The sequence below is a fragment of the Candidatus Brocadiia bacterium genome (assembly GCA_041658285.1).
GTDB lineage: Bacteria > Planctomycetota > MHYJ01 > JACQXL01 > JACQXL01 > JBBAAP01.
Window position 1 is genome coordinate 1 of sequence record JBBAAP010000014.1, and the last position, 16,187, is coordinate 16,187.

Below are 16,187 nucleotides of genomic sequence, written 5' to 3' on the forward strand. Positions count from 1 at the left end.
CTTCCGTAAAAGATATTATCGGAGTCGAGTCGATTTTTCAAGGAGTTTTCTCCCCCCAAAACTCCTTGATATCTGCAACTTATTCCCCTTCATTCCTTTGTCTCAAATGCGCTGACGTTGAACAGTGAGGGGGTATCTACCCCTAGTCTGGGGGGATATCCCCCCTTATAGGTATTTTGAGCACAAAAGCGTGACTGAAATACGAAAAAAGGCATACTTAATACTGAAAGTTTTTCAGGTTTCAGGGCTATAATTTGGCTTTAAAAACATATGCCGCGTAAAGCATCTTTCATAAAAGTTACTGTTGAGCAAGACCAGGAATTAAGAGATTTTATCAATAAAAACGAGGCGCCGGGCGGTGATATACGGGCGTCTATCCGGGGCCGGACCATCCTGGCTTCAATTCGAGGGATGACAGTTAAAGAAATTGCCAAACGCCTTGGATTCACCGAGCGGATAATCTGGTCCTGGCGGGCGGACTATATAAAACACGGACTCGAAGGATTGAAATAAATTGGTTCTTTCTCGGGGATGGTCGTGAGTGCCTTGCCTTAGAGCGGGGCTTTAGTTAAGACCTTCATTTTCTTGAAACGGCGTAAGAAATAAGTAAGCTGATTTAGAGGATAAATTAATTATAAGTATTTACCACGAAGTCACGAAGTTGAAAAGGCACGAAACTTATTATTTCTAACTTTCGTGTTTTCGTGGTTAAAAGAGGGCATTGTAGTTATCCCGATGATACTTCGTTCATCGGGATCTAAGCGACACTAAAAGCATACCGACACTGCATGTCGGTATATTTAAGTGTCGTTAAGAGGAGCTAAGATGAAGCAAGGTTTCGTGGTAGCCGTGGTCGGCGCGACCGGAGCGGTCGGGCTGGAACTCATCCGTATCCTGGAACAGCGCCTGTTCCCCGTAGGCGAACTGCGCTTATTTGCATCGGACCGCTCGGCCGGCAAGGTGACTACCTTTAAAACTCCCAACGGACAAATTAAACTGCGTATCCGCAAGGTCGAGCCGGAGTGTTTCCTGGGAGTTGATATCGCCTTCTTCTGCGCCGGTAGTTCGGTCAGCAAGGAGTGGGCTCCGGTGGCCGCCCGCAACGGCGCCGTGGTCATAGACAAATCGGCCGCTTTCCGGATGGATAAGGCCGTGCCGCTGGTGGTGCCCGAGGTCAATCCCGGCGCCATCGCCACTCACAAGGGCATCATCGCCAGCCCTAACTGCTCGACCATTCCGCTGGTGATGGTCCTGAAACCCCTGAACGATTACGCCCGGGTGAAACGGGTGGTGGTGTCCACTTACCAATCGGTCTCAGGCGCCGGCCTTAAGGCCGTGGCTGAGATGACGGACGAGGCCCGGGCTCTGCTGTCCGGCCGGAAATACCAGCGCCGGATTTTCCCGCACCAGATTGCCTTTAACGTCATTCCCCAGATACCGCAATCCAATGCCTTCTGCCAGGATGACTATACCGATGAAGAGGTCAAGATGATTCAGGAGACCCAGAAGATAATGGGTAACAGTTCCATCAAGGTCAGCCCGACCTGTGTCCGGGTGCCGGTCAACCGCGGGCACGCCGAGTCGGTCAATATAGAGTTCTCGAGGCCGATATCGCCGGCCAAGGTCCGGGCGTTGCTGGCCAAGGCGCCGGGCATCCGGGTGATAGACGATCCCAAGCATCAATCATATCCGATGCCGGTGGACGTGGCCGGTAAGGACGACGTGCTGGTCGGCCGGATCCGGGTAGACCGGACCGTCAAGAACGGCATAAACCTGTGGCTGTGCGGCGAGAACCTGCGCAAGGGCGCGGCCCTCAACGCCGTCCAGATAGCGGAGACGGTCATACAGGATTATAAATAAAGCCACGGATTACACAGATTAATCTGATAAATTGATACATTAAATTAAGGATGTAGATATGAGATATGTTTTTATATTGTTAGTTTTGAGCTTATTTATTGTTGCCGCGGGGAAATCTGTGGAATCTGTGGCAGATATAGAGCAGTTATCCCGTGACGGCAAGAAGGTCGAGGCGGCCCGGGCTTACAGCAAATTGATAAACGCCGAGCCGGAGAATATCGAGGCGCACCGCGGTTACCAGAACCTGATGCGCGAGGCCGGCGATATTGAACGGGTCCGCAAGGAATATCTGGCCAGGCTCGAGGCCAACCCGGACAGCCCGCTCTATAATTATCTGTACGGACGTCTGATGGAAGGCGCCGAGCTGGAAAAGGCCTTCCTCCAGGCCATCAAACTGGACAAGACCTTTTTCTGGGCTTATTACGGGCTGGGCCAGTTCTATAAGGACAACAAGAAATACGACCAGGCTATGAAGTATTTCGAAGACGCCACAAAGGTCTGGCCGGAGTTCCTGGAGGCGCGGCACTGGCTGGCTATGATGGCTTACGAGTCCGGCGATATCGACCGGGCTATCGCCGAATGGGCCGCGGTGCTGGCCAAAAAGCCCGGCTATATTGACGCCCAGCTGGGACAGGCCATCGCCTACAAGGCCAAGGGCGAATATATCAAGGCCCTGGACATTCTTGAGCCGTTGATGATGGCCAAATACTGGAAGGCATTTGAACCGGCCATCCAGTGCTACCACGCCCGGGCCAACTATAAGCCGGCCATCCAGGCCCGCAAGCAGTTGCGCGAGATGAGCGCGACCATTCAGGCCATTCCGGACCAGATAACCGTGGACATCATTCGCACCGATAAATATATCCTGATTGCCCGCGAGTTCATCCGCTCCGAACAGAATCGGCTGGAGTTCGATGTTTACACCTGGCAAGAGGAGAAGGACAAGGTCCTGGATATTTCCGTCCGTCAGCCGGACAAGCTCTTGTATTCGTCAAGGGTTAGGGAGACCACCCTGGTGTTGCTGAGGAAAGAAGGCAAAAGTGACGACGGCAAGCCGCTGGCCGAAGAGGTGGCGTCTTATTATAAGATGATACCGTCATACCAACGCGTACTGGCCGATGTGCAGGAATACCTGAAGAAGTAGTTCCCGTAGCCACAGAGGCGCTCTACGAACCCTGACGGATTCTCAGAGCGAGAACCCGGAACGGGCAGAGAACACAGAGATAATTAATAATTTTATTTGGCCTCCGTGAACTCTGAGGTTCTGTGGCTAATAAGGTGAAATGAAGCGTAATATCAAATTGATCATCGAATATGACGGCACCAACTACTGCGGCTGGCAGATACAGAAGAACTCCCGGACCATCCAGGCCGAGATAACCAAGGCCATCGAGGAGATGACCGGCCAGAAGACGACGCTTTACGGGGCCAGCCGGACCGACAGCGGCGTGCACGCGCTGGGGCAGACGGCTAATTTCCGTACCCAGAGCAAGCTCGAGCCGGCCCGGATACAGCGCGGGCTGAACGGGATTCTGGATAGGGACATCGTCATCAGCCAGGCGGTTGAGGTGCCGGATAAGTTCAACGCCCGGTACGATGCCAAGGACAAGGTTTACATATATACCATGCTTAACGGTCCGGTGCGGACGGCCCTGCAGAGGCATTTCTGCTATTATAATCCACAGCCGGCATCCGTAAGCTTGATGCAGAAGGCGGCCCGGTACCTTGAGGGCCGGCACGATTTCCGCGCCTTTGCCTCCAAGGCCGGCAGTTATAAGGACAGCGTCCGGACGATTTATGACATCAAGGTCACCGGCAAGCGGCTGGCCGGCAACAGCCGGATGATTTACTTTAAATTCCGGGGCGACGGGTTCCTTTATAATATGGTGCGCAACATCGTCGGCACGCTGTTATTAACAGGTTATAAAAAGATTGCGCCGAACGCGGTAAAAGATATACTCAAGTCCAAAAACCGGGCCAAGGCCGGACCGAACGTGCCGGCCAAAGGTCTGTGCCTGGTTAAGGTGGAATATTAACCGATTATGAACTGGATTGACATCATATTCTCCGTGGTTTTGCTTATCGGTATCATCCTGGGGGTGTATACCGGTTTCTGGTGGCAGTTCATCAGGTTCTTCCTGCTGCTGGTGGCTCTTTACAGCACGCTTTATCTGCACGAACCCATTGCCAAATGGATTGGTCCGGAGATGGCCGACCCGTATATGGCCCAGCTTTTAATTTACCTGGTGGTATTTACATCCATCTACCTGATACTTTTTATGATTACCTGGGTGATGGAGATAACCTTTGGCAAGAAGTCCAAGGGAGAGAAGAAGTCCAAAGAGTCAAAAGGAGACAAGAAGCCCAAAGAGTCCGATGAGCCCAAGGAATCAAAAGGCGGCGGCAAAGGCAAGTCCGGCAAGAGCACGCTCAATAGGGCGTTCGGCGGCCTGTTCGGGTTCATGAAGACGGCGCTTATCTGCGGTTCGATACTGCTGGGCGTCAGCTATTACCCCACATCACAGCTTAGGGCACAAGTCAAGGAATCGGCTTTTGCCAAACCGCTGTTGTGGTACACCCGCAAGGTGGCTCTGTTTATGCCACACAAATATAAGCAGAACATCAGGTCTTTTATAGACAGTATTACCCGCCAGCAGAAAGCGCCGGAAACAGAAGGGCGGTAGATCCTGTCTATGAAAGTAGTTCACATCATCACCCGCTTGATACTGGGCGGCGCTCAGGAGAATACGCTCATCACCGTCGAGGGTCTACAACGGATGCCCGGTTATCCATCGGCTGTTAGCGACCTGTCTGCCGACAGTCAGACAAAGGAGCGTTACAGCCGAGGATACTCGGCAGATAAGTCGTTCCTCCAACTGCCGAAGTACGAGGTGACGCTTATCAGCGGCCCGGCGCTCGGGCCCGAAGGCGAACTGGTCAAGCGGGCCCAGGACAATAAAGTAAACCTGATCATCATTTCCCAGATGCGCCGGAACATATTTCCCTGGCTGGATTTGATATCGTTTATCAGGATATTTTTCCTGCTCAGGAAACTCAAGCCCGATATCGTCCATACGCACAGCACCAAGGCCGGCATCTTCGGCCGGATTGCGGCCAAACTGGCCGGAGTCAAGATTATCATCCACACCATCCACGGAATGCCGTTTTATCCTTACCAGCCGCGGATAGCCAACTGGTTTTACACAGCGCTGGAATGGCTGGCCGCCAAGGTGACCGACAGGATTATCTGCGTGGCCGACGCCATGACGGCGCAGGCGCTGGCCGCCGGCGTGGGCAAGCCGGAACAGTACACCACCATCTACAGCGCGCTGGAAATGGATAAATTTGTACCGCTCAAGACCAGGCTCGAAGAGCGCCGGGAGCTGGGCATCGGGCCGGACGACAAGGTCATCGGCGTGGTGGCCCGGCTGGCCAATCTGAAAGGCCACGAGTATTTGATTCGGATAGCCCACCAGATTATTCGCGAGGTGCCGGAAGTCAAATTGATGTTCGTCGGCGACGGCGCGTTGCGTGAACAGATTACCAAGGATGTCAAAGAGCGCGGGCTGGTCGGCCGGGTGATATTCACCGGGCTGGTCGAGCCGCAGCGCATACCCGGACTGATTCAGGCGATGGACGTGTTGGTGCACCCGTCGCTCCGGGAAGGTCTGGCCCGGGCGCTGCCCCAGGCGCTGGCCCTGGGCCGGCCGGCGGTATCGTTCGATATCGACGGCGCCCGCGAGGTGGTGCTGGACGGCCGGACCGGGTTTATCATTCCGCCTCCGCAGGCCGGACGGGAGTACGACTCGCTGGATAAGATGGCCGAGAAGATAATTTATCTGTTGAAGAATCCGGCTGAAGCGGCTAAGATGGGTCAGGCCGGCAAAGAACACATCAAGCAGAACTTTGATTCTGCGTATATGGTCAGCCGCATCGGACAGGTCTATGAAGAGGCGGCCAAGCAGAAATCGGCGCCGCCTACTTCCCTATAAACGTCTTGATACTTTCCACCACGTAGTCCTGCTGCTGGCTGGTCAGCTCCGGATAGATGGGCAATGACAGCGCTTCGAGCGAGGTCTTTTCCGATACCGGCAGGTCGCCCGGTTTGTATCCCATATATGTAAAGCATTCCTGGAGGTGGAGTGGCAGAGGATAATAGACCTCGGTGCCGATGCCGCGTTCCTTGAGGAAATCCCTGAGCCCGTCTCTTTTGCCTTTGACGATGATGGTATACTGGTGGTATATGTGGTTGCAGTCCGGATGGACAAACGGCGTAGTGATGACGCTGTCCAGCCCGGCTGACTTAAAGAGTTTGTTGTAATAAGCGGCCCGTTCGGCCCGGCCGGTGCTCCAGTTGTCCAGGTATTTGAGTTTGGCCTTGAGCACGGCCGCCTGGAGCGTATCCAGCCGGCTGTTCATGCCGACATACTGATGATAATATTTCTTGGAGCTGCCGTGGACGCGGAGTTTGCGGACCATCTGTCCGAGGTTATCGTCGTCGGTGGTGACCAGCCCGCCGTCGCCCCAGCAACCCAGGTTCTTGGACGGGAAGAACGAGAATCCGGTCAGCGCGCCCATGGTGCCGGCCTTTTTGCCTTTGTATGTCGAGCCGATGGCCTGGGCCGCGTCTTCGACCACGGCGCAGTTATGCTTTCGGGCCAGCTCCAGGATGGGCTGCATCTCGGCGCACTGGCCGTAAAGATGGACCGGCATGATGGCTTTGGCTTTCTTGGACTTCTTTAGGGCGTCGGCAATCCGGTTGGGGTCGCAGTTGAATGTCTTGGGGTCGATATCCACGAATACCGGCCGGGCGCCGGTCCGGGCGATGGAGCCGGCCGTGGCGAAGAATGAAAATGTAGTGGTGATGACCTCATCCCCGGTCTTGATATCCAGGGCCATCAGGGACAGGAGCAGGGCGTCCGAGCCTGAGGCCACGCCGATGGCGTGCTTGGCGCCGACATACTTAGCCGCGGCGGCCTCGAACTCGGCCACTTCTGGGCCCATAATGAAGTGCTGGGAATCAATGACTTTCTGGATGGATTGCTGGATGTCGTCCTTGATTTTCTGATGCTGCATTTTAAGGTCCAAAAGCGGGACGTTCATAATGTGCTCCTTGTTTTACTTAGTTAAATAAATCACAAATAGAATAAGATAAAAAATACCGGCCTATGGTCAAGTAATTTGATAACAATAAGGATGTTGAGCAGAGTTACGGCAGACATAAGGACGAGTCGCTCATTGGGTAATGGCAATATAATGTAAGATGAACAGGAACTTGATGTTCGGAATTGGAGACAAACGCCCCGTTAATGGGGGTGTTTTAGACCAGGCGAAAACAAACTTGAAAGATTGACACCGATTTTTCTTGCAAAGCTTTTTATAAATGATAGATTAAGAGGACTCGGTCAAGACAAAAATCAGTCTGGGCCAGACGGGTGGTTAAAGACCCGTCCGCGGTCGAGACAGGAACAATCGTTAATGAAAAAGGAGAAACCTTGTCTCTGGGCTAAAGCCAGCGAAGGTCGTATCTGCAAACACGGGTTCAATTGCGGAGCCTGCGGATATGGGCAATCGCTTCTGAAACAGGAAGATAAGAAGATCAAGGAGTTTACGGATAAAGCGGGGACCGACAATGTCCGTCCCGATAAGCTGAAAGAGCCGATGGAGAAGAGGCTCGATAAACCAGCTGCCGGACCCGGCAATCATAAGGATAACTCCGGTACCGCAAAGAAGACCGGCATATAGCACAATTCTTCTCCTTAATTTGTGAGGTTACCATGACTCAATCAACGCTTCTGACGGCCACGATACTTGTTCCCATCATCTGCGGCATACTTTGTTTCATACTTCGCAACCGGGCCATCCGGACATTGCTCATCACCGTCAACGCGCTGATACTTATCGCCAGTTCCGTCTGGCTTCTGACCGGAGGCGAATTCACTTTCTCGCCGGAACCATACTGGAATACCATCATCACCGTGCTGGATTTCGCCCTGCTGACGTATTTCCTCTACATCGGCTTTGCCAGCGGCAACCTGGCCGTAATTGTGTTGTCATTGCTCCAGATAGTTCCGCTCGGTTACTTTGAATACACCCAGGGCCATAACCTGGAAGCCAGCCCGTCGTTTGTGGTCGACCAGTTGGCCATAATTATGTGCCTGGTCATATCCATAGTTGGTTCGCTTATTTCGCTTTACGCCATCAGGTATATGGACGAGCACGAAGAGCACCTGCATCTGGCCAAGTCGCGCCAGCCGGTATTCTTCCTATTCTTTATTCTGTTCCTGGGCGCCATGAACGCGCTGGTATTTGCCAACAGCCTGATGTGGCTGTATTTCTTCTGGGAAGTGACCACCCTGGCTTGTTACCAGTTAATCCGGCACGATCTCAACGCCGAGGCCAAGAACAATGCCCTGCGCGCATTATGGATGAACCTTATCGGCGGCGTAGGTTTCGTGGTGGCCATTATCATGATTCAAAGCTCGATGAGCACGTTATCCTTGACCGAAGTTGTCCATAGCCCGGCCGGCGCGGCGATGCTGATACCGCTGGCCCTGCTCTGCCTGGCCGGATTCACCAAATCGGCTCAGCTGCCGTTCCAGAACTGGTTGCTCGGCGCCATGGTCGCGCCCACTCCGGTTTCGGCATTGCTCCATTCATCCACCATGGTTAACGCCGGCGTTTACCTGCTGCTCAGGCTGGCGCCCGCTTATAAGGGTTCGCCTCTTTCGACCATGGTCATGCTCATCGGCGCTTTCAGCTTCTTCGTTACGGCCATCATTGCTATGACCCAGAGCAACGCCAAGAAACTGCTGGCCTATTCGACCATCGGTAACCTGGGCATCATCGTTATGTGCGCCGGGCTGAATACACCCCTGGCCATTACTGCCGCCCTGATACTCCTGGTTTTCCACGCCGTATCCAAGGGCTTGCTCTTTATGTGCGCCGGCGTCATCGAGAATAAGATACACAGCCGTGATATCGAGAAGATGTCCGAGCTGATTACCCGGATGCCGTTAACCACCGTCATCACCGTCATTGGTATCATCACCATGTTCCTGGCGCCGTTCGGATTGCTGGTCGGTAAATGGGCTACCATGGAAGGCGCTATGCAGGCCAATACCCAGTGGGCGCTTATTGCCGTCATTATGCTGGTGCTGGGCAGCGCCGCCACTACGGTGTTCTGGACCAAATACCTGGGCCGGCTTATCAACCAGTCTTCGTTCGACGGCAAGCACCCGATCGAGCCGCTATCGTTCTTATACAAGCTTCCGCTGATTTCGCTGGTCCTGATTGCCGTTATTATGAGCATCCTGGTTGCTCCGCTTTACGATACCGTTATCATCCCGGCCGTAAGCGCCCATTATCAAGCGATTGTTAACACCGGCAGCTGGAATATCAATATTCCGCAGATTGGTTCATTCACCACCTGGCCGCTGTTCATCGTGGTCATAGCGGCGTTGTTGATGCCGTTGCTGCTGCTCAGGTCGCGCAGGCAGGATATCGGTCCGGTTTATATGTGCGGCGAGAACGCCCCGGCCGGCGCCTGCGAGTTCTGCTCCATAGCCGATTCCAGCGAGCCGCTCCAGACCGGCGGTCTGTATTTTTCTGACACCATCACCGAGGCTTCGATGGAAAAGATATTCACGCCCATCGGCATTATCATGATATTGGTGCTGTTCGGGCTATTATTGTAGTTGTAGTTAAAATAATTAAGAGGGGAGAATACGTATGAGTCCATTAGTAATCGCCATCATCGCTTTAGTCGCCGCACCGATAATCAGCGGGATATTAAAAGGCATCGACCGCAAGTTCACCGCTCGTTTGCAGGGGCGCATCGGGCCGAGTTGGTTCCAGCCGTTTTACGATGTCATCAAGCTCTGGAACAAAGACCGGAATGTTGCCTATACTTCGCATCTTATGTGGGCTTACGGCTATATCGGCCTGATGATGGCCAGCCTGGTGATGTTCGTTATCGGTGGCGATATCCTGATAACCCTGTTTCTGCTGGCCATGGGCAGCGTTTGCTTCGTACTCGGGGCGTTGAGCATCAAGTCACCTTACAGCCATATCGGCGGCAACCGCGAACTGGTTCAAATGCTGGCTTACGAACCGATACTTTTCCTAGTGGCCCTGGCTATTTATATGAATACAGGCAGTTTCAATCTGGGCAAGATTGCCACTCTTCAGACGCCGATGGTATTAACGCTGCCGCTGGCTTTTGTGGCCATGATTATTGTTCTTCTCATCAAGATGCGCAAGTCGCCGTTCGATATCTCCATGTCGCACCACGCTCATCAGGAAATAGTGCGCGGCCCGATTACGGAGTTTTCGGGCAAATACCTGGCGCTGGTTGAGCTGGCCGAATGGTATGAGCTGATTGTTATTATGGGCCTGATTGCCGTATTCGGCGTATCGACCATGTCCAATACCTGGGTCAGCAATCTCTGGATTATCCTGCCCCTGGTTTCTTATTTCATCGTCCTGGTTATTGATAATGTTACGGCCCGCTTGACTTGGTCTATTCTGCTTAAGTTCAGCTGGACCTTCGGCATCGGGCTGGTGATTCTCAATATGATCGGCTATTATATCATAAGATATTATAATACCATAAAGTAAGACGGAGGTAATTATGGGTTTAGTAACCAATTCAAGAGTGAAATCACCCTGGGTGCTTCATTTCGACTGCGGCAGCTGCAACGGATGCGATATCGAGATTCTGGCCTGCCTGACTCCGCTTTACGACGTGGAGCGTTTCGGTATCGTCAATATCGGCAACCCCAAGCACGCCGATGTGCTGGTGGTCACCGGTTCGGCCAACCGCCGCAACTCCCGGGTGCTTAAGAATCTTTATGACCAGATGCCTGGGCCCAAGGCCGTTATCGCCATCGGTTCCTGCGCCTGCACCGGCGGCGTCTTCAACGAATGCCCCAATATCCTGGGCGGGGTGGACAAGGTTATCCCGGTCGACGTTTATATCCCGGGCTGCGCCGCCAAACCCGAAGCTATCATTGACGGAGTAGTTCTGGCATTGAATAAAATAGCCGGAAAAGCGGCTGCTAAAGAAGGAGCAACGGCATGAGCAACACTAAATTCGTAGGAATCATCAAGGGCACCAATGAAATCAACGTCACCAAATCAGACCTGATTCCGACCATCCAGAAACTGTCCGCCAAGAGTCTGCGCTTTACCACGGCTTCCGCGGTGGAGCATCCGGACAAGATGGAAATCATCTACCACTTTGCCGACGATAGCTACAAGCTGACCAATGTCCGCCTGAGCTTTAAGAAAGGCGAAGAGGTGCCTTCGATTTCATCCATCTACCTGGCCGCGGTACTGATCGAGAACGAAATCCACGATATCTTCAACGTGGAATTCACCGGGCTGGCCCTGGATTACCACCAGAAATTTCTTCTGACCGAGGATTCCCCTCAGAAACCGTTGGTCAAGACCTACAGCGAGATAATGAAGATGGCGCCCCGGAAAAGGGGCCGTTGCCACGACGCCTGCCCGGCCGGAATAAACGTGCCGCGCTACGTCCGCCAGATAGCCGAAGGCAAATACAAGGAAGCCCTGGAAACGGTCTATCGCCGCAACCCGCTGCCGGCCATCTGCGGCCGGGTCTGCTTTGCCCCCTGCGAAATCAACTGCCGCCAGAGCCTTAAAGGCGAGCCGGTTATGATCCGGATGCTTAAGCGGTTTATCACCGATAAAATAGGGCTGGGCGTTCCCAAATCCAACGCACCCAAGACCGGCAAGAAAATCGCCGTTATCGGCGCCGGCCCTGCCGGATTAGTGGCCGGTTACTACCTGGGGCGCAAAGGACACTCCGTGACCATATTCGATTCACTGCCCAGAGCCGGCGGTATGATGATCGCCGGTATTCCCGAGTATCGTCTGCCCCGTGATATCATGGACAAGGAAATAGATATCATCAAGCAGCAGGGCGTTGAAATAAAGCTTAATACCAAGGTTGAAAGCGTCGAGAGCCTGTTGAAGGAAGGCTACAACGCTGTGCTGGTGGCCACCGGCGCCCATAAGAACATGGAAATGGGCGTGGCCGGAGAGAACTGCCAGGGCGTGCATAACTGCGTCACCTTCCTGCGCGACGTCAACCTGGGTAAGAAGGTCAGCCTGGGCAACAAGGTGCTCATCGTAGGCGGCGGCAATTCAGCCATCGACGCGGCCCGGGTGGCCCGCCGGACCGGCAGCAAAGATGTGACCATGCTTTACCGCCGGACCCAGAAGGAAATGCCCGCATCGGAGAAGGAGATACACGAGGCGCTGGAGGAAGGCATCAAGATAGAAAACCTGTGCGCCCCGACCAAGATAGAAAACAAGAACGGCAAGGTGGCCGTGACCTGCATCCGGATGAAACTGGGCGCGCTGGATTCCAGCGGTCGGCCCAGGCCCGAACCCATACCGGGCAGTGATTTCGTCATCGACGCGGACGCCATTGTTTCTTCCATCGGCCAGTCCGCCGAACTGCCGCCCAACATGGGCGTGGCCCTTAATAAGAAGGGCAAGATAGATGAAATCAAGATAAAGGGCGTGTTCGCGGCCGGCGATATCGTTACCGGGCCGGCTTCGGTGGTCGAAGCCGTCAAGACCGGGCGCGAAGCCGCTTCTCAGATAGATAAGTACTTGGGCGGCGACGGTATGATGGCCGCCGAGGAAAAAGTCGAGGGCGACGAGTTCGTCACCCGGATAAATCCAGGAGCTACGGCCAAGGAAAGCAAGCAGTGCCAGAATCCTTGCATGGACGCCGGTAAACGGACCGACGGTTTCAAGGAGGTCGAGCTGGGCTTGGATGAAAAGGCCGCCCGCGAAGAAGCCAACCGCTGCTGGGGCTGTGATTGGACAGAGTTCTAGATAGCAGTTCCGCTTTAGCGGAATACTGCTATCTACCCCTAGACCCTGAGGGGTCTCGGGGCGAGAACCCGAATGGGTACTGGGCTGATATAGTTATCAGCCCATGTATAAAAACAAAAGATAGGTCCGTTAAGAAGCGGGCTTGATAATATAAAAGTAAACAGGAGATAAAATTATGCATAAGACAGTAATTCCGTTTGGTCCGCAGCACCCGGTCCTGCCCGAACCTCTTCAGCTTAAGATAGTATGCGAGGGCGAGAAGGTAGTTGAGGCAATTCCCCAGATAGGTTATATCCACCGCGGCATCGAAAAGGGCGGCGAGCTGAAAGATTTCCAGCAGACCGTTCACCTGATCGAGCGCACCTGCGGTATTTGCAGTTTCATCCACGCCATGACATATTGTCAGGGAGTTGAGGACCTGCTTGGAATAGAAGCCACCCCGCGGGCCAAGTACCTGCGTACCGCCTGGGCTGAGATGTCCAGGGTGCACAGCCACCTGCTTTGGTTGGGCCTGCTGGCCGACGCCATCGGGTTCGAGTCATTATTCATGCAGATGTGGCGTATCCGTGAAAAGGTGCTCGACCTGCTGGAAATGACCACCGGTAACCGGGTCATCCAGTCCGCCTGCGTCGTCGGCGGCGTGCGCCGCGATATCGACGCCCAGATGGCCGCCCGGATAAAGGTTGAGTTGGCCAAGGTCAAGGAAGACCTGGATGAACTCTTGCCGGTGCTCCTGACCGATTATACCTTGAAAGTAAGAACCGTGGGCAAAGGCGTGCTGACCAAGGATCAGGCCTCTTTACTGGGCGCGGTCGGACCGACCGGCCGGGCCAGCGGACGCAACCACGACCTGCGCACGCTCAAGTACGCCGCTTACGGCGATATGGATTTTGAACCCATTCTGGAAACCGAGGGCGACAGCTACGCTCGCGCTTTAGTCCGAACTAAGGAAATATATCAGTCCATCGGCATGATTAACCGGGCGCTGGACAAGGCGCCGGCCGGCGAAATCAGGGTCCATCCCCAGTCCTGGCCCAACGGCGAGGCTATCTCCCGGGTGGAACAGCCCCGCGGCGAGGTGTTCTATTATATCAAGGGCAACGGCACCCGCTACCTGGAACGGCTGAAAATCAGGACGCCCACTTTTGCCAATATCCCGACACTGCTGGTTATGCTGCCCGGCTGCGAAATAGCCGACCTGGCTGTGATCGTGTTGTCCATAGACCCGTGCATTTCCTGTACGGAAAGGTAAATATATTATCCCGGCAGTAGGCCGGGATCTAAGAACCTGTAACGTCCTTGGCCGATGGATATCGGCCAATTACTAACCGGTTCTAAGAGGAGTTTATATGAGCAAAATGCTTAGCAGGGTTATCAAGAATCTGTTTTCCAAACCGGCCACCCGGAAGTATCCTTTTGAAGTGCGTCCGCCGCTGGACGGCTCGCGCGGCAAACTGACCTTTGACCAGGCCAAGTGCGACCAGTGCGGCGACTGCCAGCGGGTATGCCCGGCCGGGGCTATCGAGGTTAACGAAAAGGAAAAGAAGCTCTCCTACGACCCGTTCCGCTGCATTTATTGTTGGGTTTGCGCCGAAAGCTGCCTCCAGGGTGCTATCAAGACCGAAGGCCAGCACCACGCGCCGGCTTACACCAAGGAAAAAGAGACTCATAAATCTGACAAGAAGAATTAGTGCCGGGTCGAGTGGAACGAGTTACCGGCACTAATATCCAGTTAGGCTTGCCTTAAATGGATTAGTCACATCAGAGAAGCAATAATATCACCAGTTAAATCTGCTGTATCCGCTTACAAAAAATAAATCATAAAATCAGTGACCGAAAATACTTGACACATTGTTTTATATCAGTATATTCAGAATATACTGATTTATCAGAATAGATTAGGAGGCGATGATGGCTAAAAAAGGAAAGTCGAAATCCGAGTGTGTATGCGCCGATGGGGATACCGGCCAATGCTGCATGGAGTCTATGGTTACGGTGGACGAGCGCGGACAGATGGTCCTGCCCAAAACCCTGCGCGACAAGGCCGGCATCCGGGCCGGCGACAAGCTGACGCTGATCGGCTGGCAAAAAGGCGGCAAGGTCTGCTGTATCTCCATGATTAAGTCTGACAACTTTGCCCAGGTGCTCAAGAATATGCTCGGTCCGATGATGAAAGAGATGATAACCAAGTAGGTAGTATATAAAATGCAGAATGTAGGAGGTTGATATATGAAAAAGAGCGACATAAAGAAGATAGTCAAGGCCGGCTATGGAAAGATAGCCAAGAGCGAATCATCCTGCTGCGGTAGTGGATGTGGCTGTGGCGGTGGTGGCGTTGGCCTGTCCCAGAGCATCAGCCGGGGCATCGGTTACAGCGACGCCGAGATAAAGGCCGTGCCGGACGGCGCCAACCTGGGCCTGGGCTGCGGAAACCCGCTGGCGCTGGCCTCGCTTAAGCCCGGCGAAACGGTGCTGGACCTGGGCTCCGGCGCCGGGTTCGACTGTTTTCTGGCATCTAAGAAGGTCGGCCCCAGGGGCCGGGTCATTGGCGTGGATATGACGCCGGAGATGATAGCCAAGGCCCGGGCCAATGCACGCAAGGGCAATTACGCCAACGTCGAGTTCAGGGCCGGCGAGATAGAAAAACTACCGGTTGACGACGGCTCAATTGATATCATTATTTCCAACTGCGTTATCAACCTGTCGCCGGACAAGCCGGCCGTATTCAAGGAAGCGTTCCGGGTCCTGAAGCCGGGCGGACGGCTGATGGTTTCGGATATCGTTATGGTCAAGCCCATGCCCGCGGCCATAAAGAAATCCATCGGCGCCTATGTCGGTTGCCTGACCGGTGCGTTAATGAAGGCCGATTATATCCGGGCGGTCAAGGATGCCGGGTTTGGCAAGGTGGAGGTGCTTGACGAAGCCGCCTATCCGATAAAATACCTGGCCAACGACCCGACGGCCCAGGCATTGGCCCAGACGGTGAATGCCAGCTCCAAAGCGGTGCAAGAGGCGGCCAGGTCCGTGGCCAGCATCAAGGTCAGGGCAATCAAGGGGTAAGGGGGGTATCCAGCTGTACTGGGTAGGGTACTCAGCTATACGCACTAGGTATCCCAGCTATACCAGCCAGGGTATCCAGTATACCCAGGTAGTATACCTAACTGTGCTACCTAGGGTATCCAGTAACGGCAAGTAGTACCCCCAGCGCCGGCAGAAGGTATTCCGAGCTGTACCACCTAGTATATCCAGCGTTATTACCCGGTACCCCCAGCACCATTACCCTATACCCCTAACTAGTATAGGGTGTACCCCTAGCTACCCTACCCCGGGGGTGGGGGTAGGGTACCTCTACCCCCCAGGTAGGGAGGGGTAGGGTACCCCCTCTGATTATCTTGACACCAGGGCCGGAAGTGATAGTAATTCAATCTTTATTTTATTTATTAGAACGGAGCATA

General features: G+C 54.0%; 16 protein-coding genes. 15 read left to right on the forward strand and 1 reads right to left on the reverse strand.

The features are described 5' to 3' along the window. The first annotated feature begins 270 nt into the window (after window positions 1–270). The 6 genes from WC980_09970 to WC980_09995 all read left to right on the forward strand — a co-directional run bounded on the left by WC980_09970 (window position 271) and on the right by WC980_09995 (window position 5,852). Window positions 271–513 carry a helix-turn-helix domain-containing protein gene (locus WC980_09970; protein ID MFA5795373.1) on the forward strand — a complete coding sequence of 81 codons (243 nt, stop codon included), beginning with the start codon at window positions 271–273 and terminating at the stop codon, window positions 511–513. Window positions 514–825: 312 nt separating this feature from the next. Further along, window positions 826–1,860: an aspartate-semialdehyde dehydrogenase gene (locus tag WC980_09975; GenBank protein ID MFA5795374.1), complete on the forward strand. Its 1,035-nt coding sequence runs from the start codon at window positions 826–828 to the stop codon at window positions 1,858–1,860. Window positions 1,861–1,918: 58 nt separating this feature from the next. Beyond that, a complete protein-coding gene (locus tag WC980_09980; protein MFA5795375.1) occupies window positions 1,919–3,004 on the forward strand; it encodes a tetratricopeptide repeat protein in 1,086 nt (361 codons plus the stop codon). A gap of 139 nt (window positions 3,005–3,143) precedes the next feature. Beyond that, complete coding sequence (gene truA, locus WC980_09985; protein ID MFA5795376.1) at window positions 3,144–3,896, forward strand: tRNA pseudouridine(38-40) synthase TruA; 753 nt, start codon at window positions 3,144–3,146, stop codon at window positions 3,894–3,896. A gap of 6 nt (window positions 3,897–3,902) precedes the next feature. Then, the gene (locus tag WC980_09990) at window positions 3,903–4,544 is read left to right on the forward strand and encodes a CvpA family protein (protein MFA5795377.1); all 642 of its coding nucleotides are present in this window, start codon (window positions 3,903–3,905) and stop codon (window positions 4,542–4,544) included. Between the two features lie 9 nt (window positions 4,545–4,553). Beyond that, a complete protein-coding gene (locus WC980_09995; GenBank protein ID MFA5795378.1) occupies window positions 4,554–5,852 on the forward strand; it encodes a glycosyltransferase family 4 protein in 1,299 nt (432 codons plus the stop codon). Here the strand turns inward: WC980_09995 and WC980_10000 are convergent. Continuing rightward, complete coding sequence (locus WC980_10000; protein MFA5795379.1) at window positions 5,839–6,963, reverse strand: DegT/DnrJ/EryC1/StrS family aminotransferase; 1,125 nt, start codon at window positions 6,961–6,963, stop codon at window positions 5,839–5,841. The genes WC980_09995 and WC980_10000 overlap by 14 nt on opposite strands. A 375-nt stretch (window positions 6,964–7,338) precedes the next feature. Here WC980_10000 and WC980_10005 point away from each other — a divergent pair, with 375 nt between their 5' ends. The 9 genes from WC980_10005 to arsM all read left to right on the forward strand — a co-directional run bounded on the left by WC980_10005 (window position 7,339) and on the right by arsM (window position 15,792). Next, window positions 7,339–7,605: a hypothetical protein gene (locus tag WC980_10005; protein ID MFA5795380.1), complete on the forward strand. Its 267-nt coding sequence runs from the start codon at window positions 7,339–7,341 to the stop codon at window positions 7,603–7,605. Between the two features lie 32 nt (window positions 7,606–7,637). Next, complete coding sequence (locus tag WC980_10010) at window positions 7,638–9,557, forward strand: proton-conducting transporter membrane subunit (protein MFA5795381.1); 1,920 nt, start codon at window positions 7,638–7,640, stop codon at window positions 9,555–9,557. A 34-nt stretch (window positions 9,558–9,591) separates the two neighbouring features. Beyond that, window positions 9,592–10,479, forward strand: a complete 888-nt coding sequence (locus WC980_10015; GenBank protein ID MFA5795382.1) for a complex I subunit 1 family protein — start codon at window positions 9,592–9,594, stop codon at window positions 10,477–10,479. 13 nt (window positions 10,480–10,492) lie between these two features. After that, on the forward strand, window positions 10,493–10,942 hold the full coding sequence (gene nuoB, locus WC980_10020) for an NADH-quinone oxidoreductase subunit NuoB (GenBank protein MFA5795383.1): 450 nt from the start codon (window positions 10,493–10,495) through the stop codon (window positions 10,940–10,942). Continuing rightward, entirely contained in the window at window positions 10,939–12,732 is a 1,794-nt protein-coding gene (locus tag WC980_10025) for an FAD-dependent oxidoreductase (protein MFA5795384.1), read from the forward strand. The genes nuoB and WC980_10025 overlap by 4 nt, the downstream gene beginning before the upstream one ends. Before the next feature lie 175 nt (window positions 12,733–12,907). Beyond that, a complete protein-coding gene (locus tag WC980_10030; GenBank protein ID MFA5795385.1) occupies window positions 12,908–13,984 on the forward strand; it encodes a nickel-dependent hydrogenase large subunit in 1,077 nt (358 codons plus the stop codon). A 97-nt stretch (window positions 13,985–14,081) separates the two neighbouring features. Beyond that, window positions 14,082–14,423 (forward strand): 4Fe-4S binding protein, encoded by a 342-nt coding sequence (locus tag WC980_10035; GenBank protein ID MFA5795386.1) that lies wholly within the window; start codon window positions 14,082–14,084, stop codon window positions 14,421–14,423. A 220-nt stretch (window positions 14,424–14,643) separates the two neighbouring features. Next, window positions 14,644–14,925 carry an HgcAB-associated protein gene (locus WC980_10040; GenBank protein ID MFA5795387.1) on the forward strand — a complete coding sequence of 94 codons (282 nt, stop codon included), beginning with the start codon at window positions 14,644–14,646 and terminating at the stop codon, window positions 14,923–14,925. Window positions 14,926–14,961: 36 nt separating this feature from the next. Continuing rightward, complete coding sequence (gene arsM, locus WC980_10045) at window positions 14,962–15,792, forward strand: arsenite methyltransferase (protein ID MFA5795388.1); 831 nt, start codon at window positions 14,962–14,964, stop codon at window positions 15,790–15,792. The last annotated feature ends 395 nt before the right edge of the window (window positions 15,793–16,187 follow it).

Excerpts from the sequence above, each read along its gene's own strand:
- WC980_09995 (MFA5795378.1), top strand. The coding sequence starts at position 4,554 with ATGAAAGTAGTTCACATCATCACCCGCTTGATACTGGGCGGCGCTCAG.
- nuoB (MFA5795383.1), top strand. The coding sequence starts at position 10,493 with ATGGGTTTAGTAACCAATTCAAGAGTGAAATCACCCTGGGTGCTTCAT.
- WC980_10030 (MFA5795385.1), top strand. The coding sequence starts at position 12,908 with ATGCATAAGACAGTAATTCCGTTTGGTCCGCAGCACCCGGTCCTGCCC.
- WC980_10010 (MFA5795381.1), top strand. The coding sequence starts at position 7,638 with ATGACTCAATCAACGCTTCTGACGGCCACGATACTTGTTCCCATCATC.
- WC980_10025 (MFA5795384.1), top strand. The coding sequence starts at position 10,939 with ATGAGCAACACTAAATTCGTAGGAATCATCAAGGGCACCAATGAAATC.
- arsM (MFA5795388.1), top strand. The coding sequence starts at position 14,962 with ATGAAAAAGAGCGACATAAAGAAGATAGTCAAGGCCGGCTATGGAAAG.
- WC980_09970 (MFA5795373.1), top strand. The coding sequence starts at position 271 with ATGCCGCGTAAAGCATCTTTCATAAAAGTTACTGTTGAGCAAGACCAG.
- truA (MFA5795376.1), top strand. The coding sequence starts at position 3,144 with ATGAAGCGTAATATCAAATTGATCATCGAATATGACGGCACCAACTAC.
- WC980_10035 (MFA5795386.1), top strand. The coding sequence starts at position 14,082 with ATGAGCAAAATGCTTAGCAGGGTTATCAAGAATCTGTTTTCCAAACCG.
- WC980_10005 (MFA5795380.1), top strand. The coding sequence starts at position 7,339 with ATGAAAAAGGAGAAACCTTGTCTCTGGGCTAAAGCCAGCGAAGGTCGT.
- WC980_09990 (MFA5795377.1), top strand. The coding sequence starts at position 3,903 with ATGAACTGGATTGACATCATATTCTCCGTGGTTTTGCTTATCGGTATC.
- WC980_10000 (MFA5795379.1), bottom strand. The coding sequence starts at position 6,963 with ATGAACGTCCCGCTTTTGGACCTTAAAATGCAGCATCAGAAAATCAAG.
- WC980_10040 (MFA5795387.1), top strand. The coding sequence starts at position 14,644 with ATGGCTAAAAAAGGAAAGTCGAAATCCGAGTGTGTATGCGCCGATGGG.
- WC980_09975 (MFA5795374.1), top strand. The coding sequence starts at position 826 with ATGAAGCAAGGTTTCGTGGTAGCCGTGGTCGGCGCGACCGGAGCGGTC.
- WC980_10015 (MFA5795382.1), top strand. The coding sequence starts at position 9,592 with ATGAGTCCATTAGTAATCGCCATCATCGCTTTAGTCGCCGCACCGATA.
- WC980_09980 (MFA5795375.1), top strand. The coding sequence starts at position 1,919 with ATGAGATATGTTTTTATATTGTTAGTTTTGAGCTTATTTATTGTTGCC.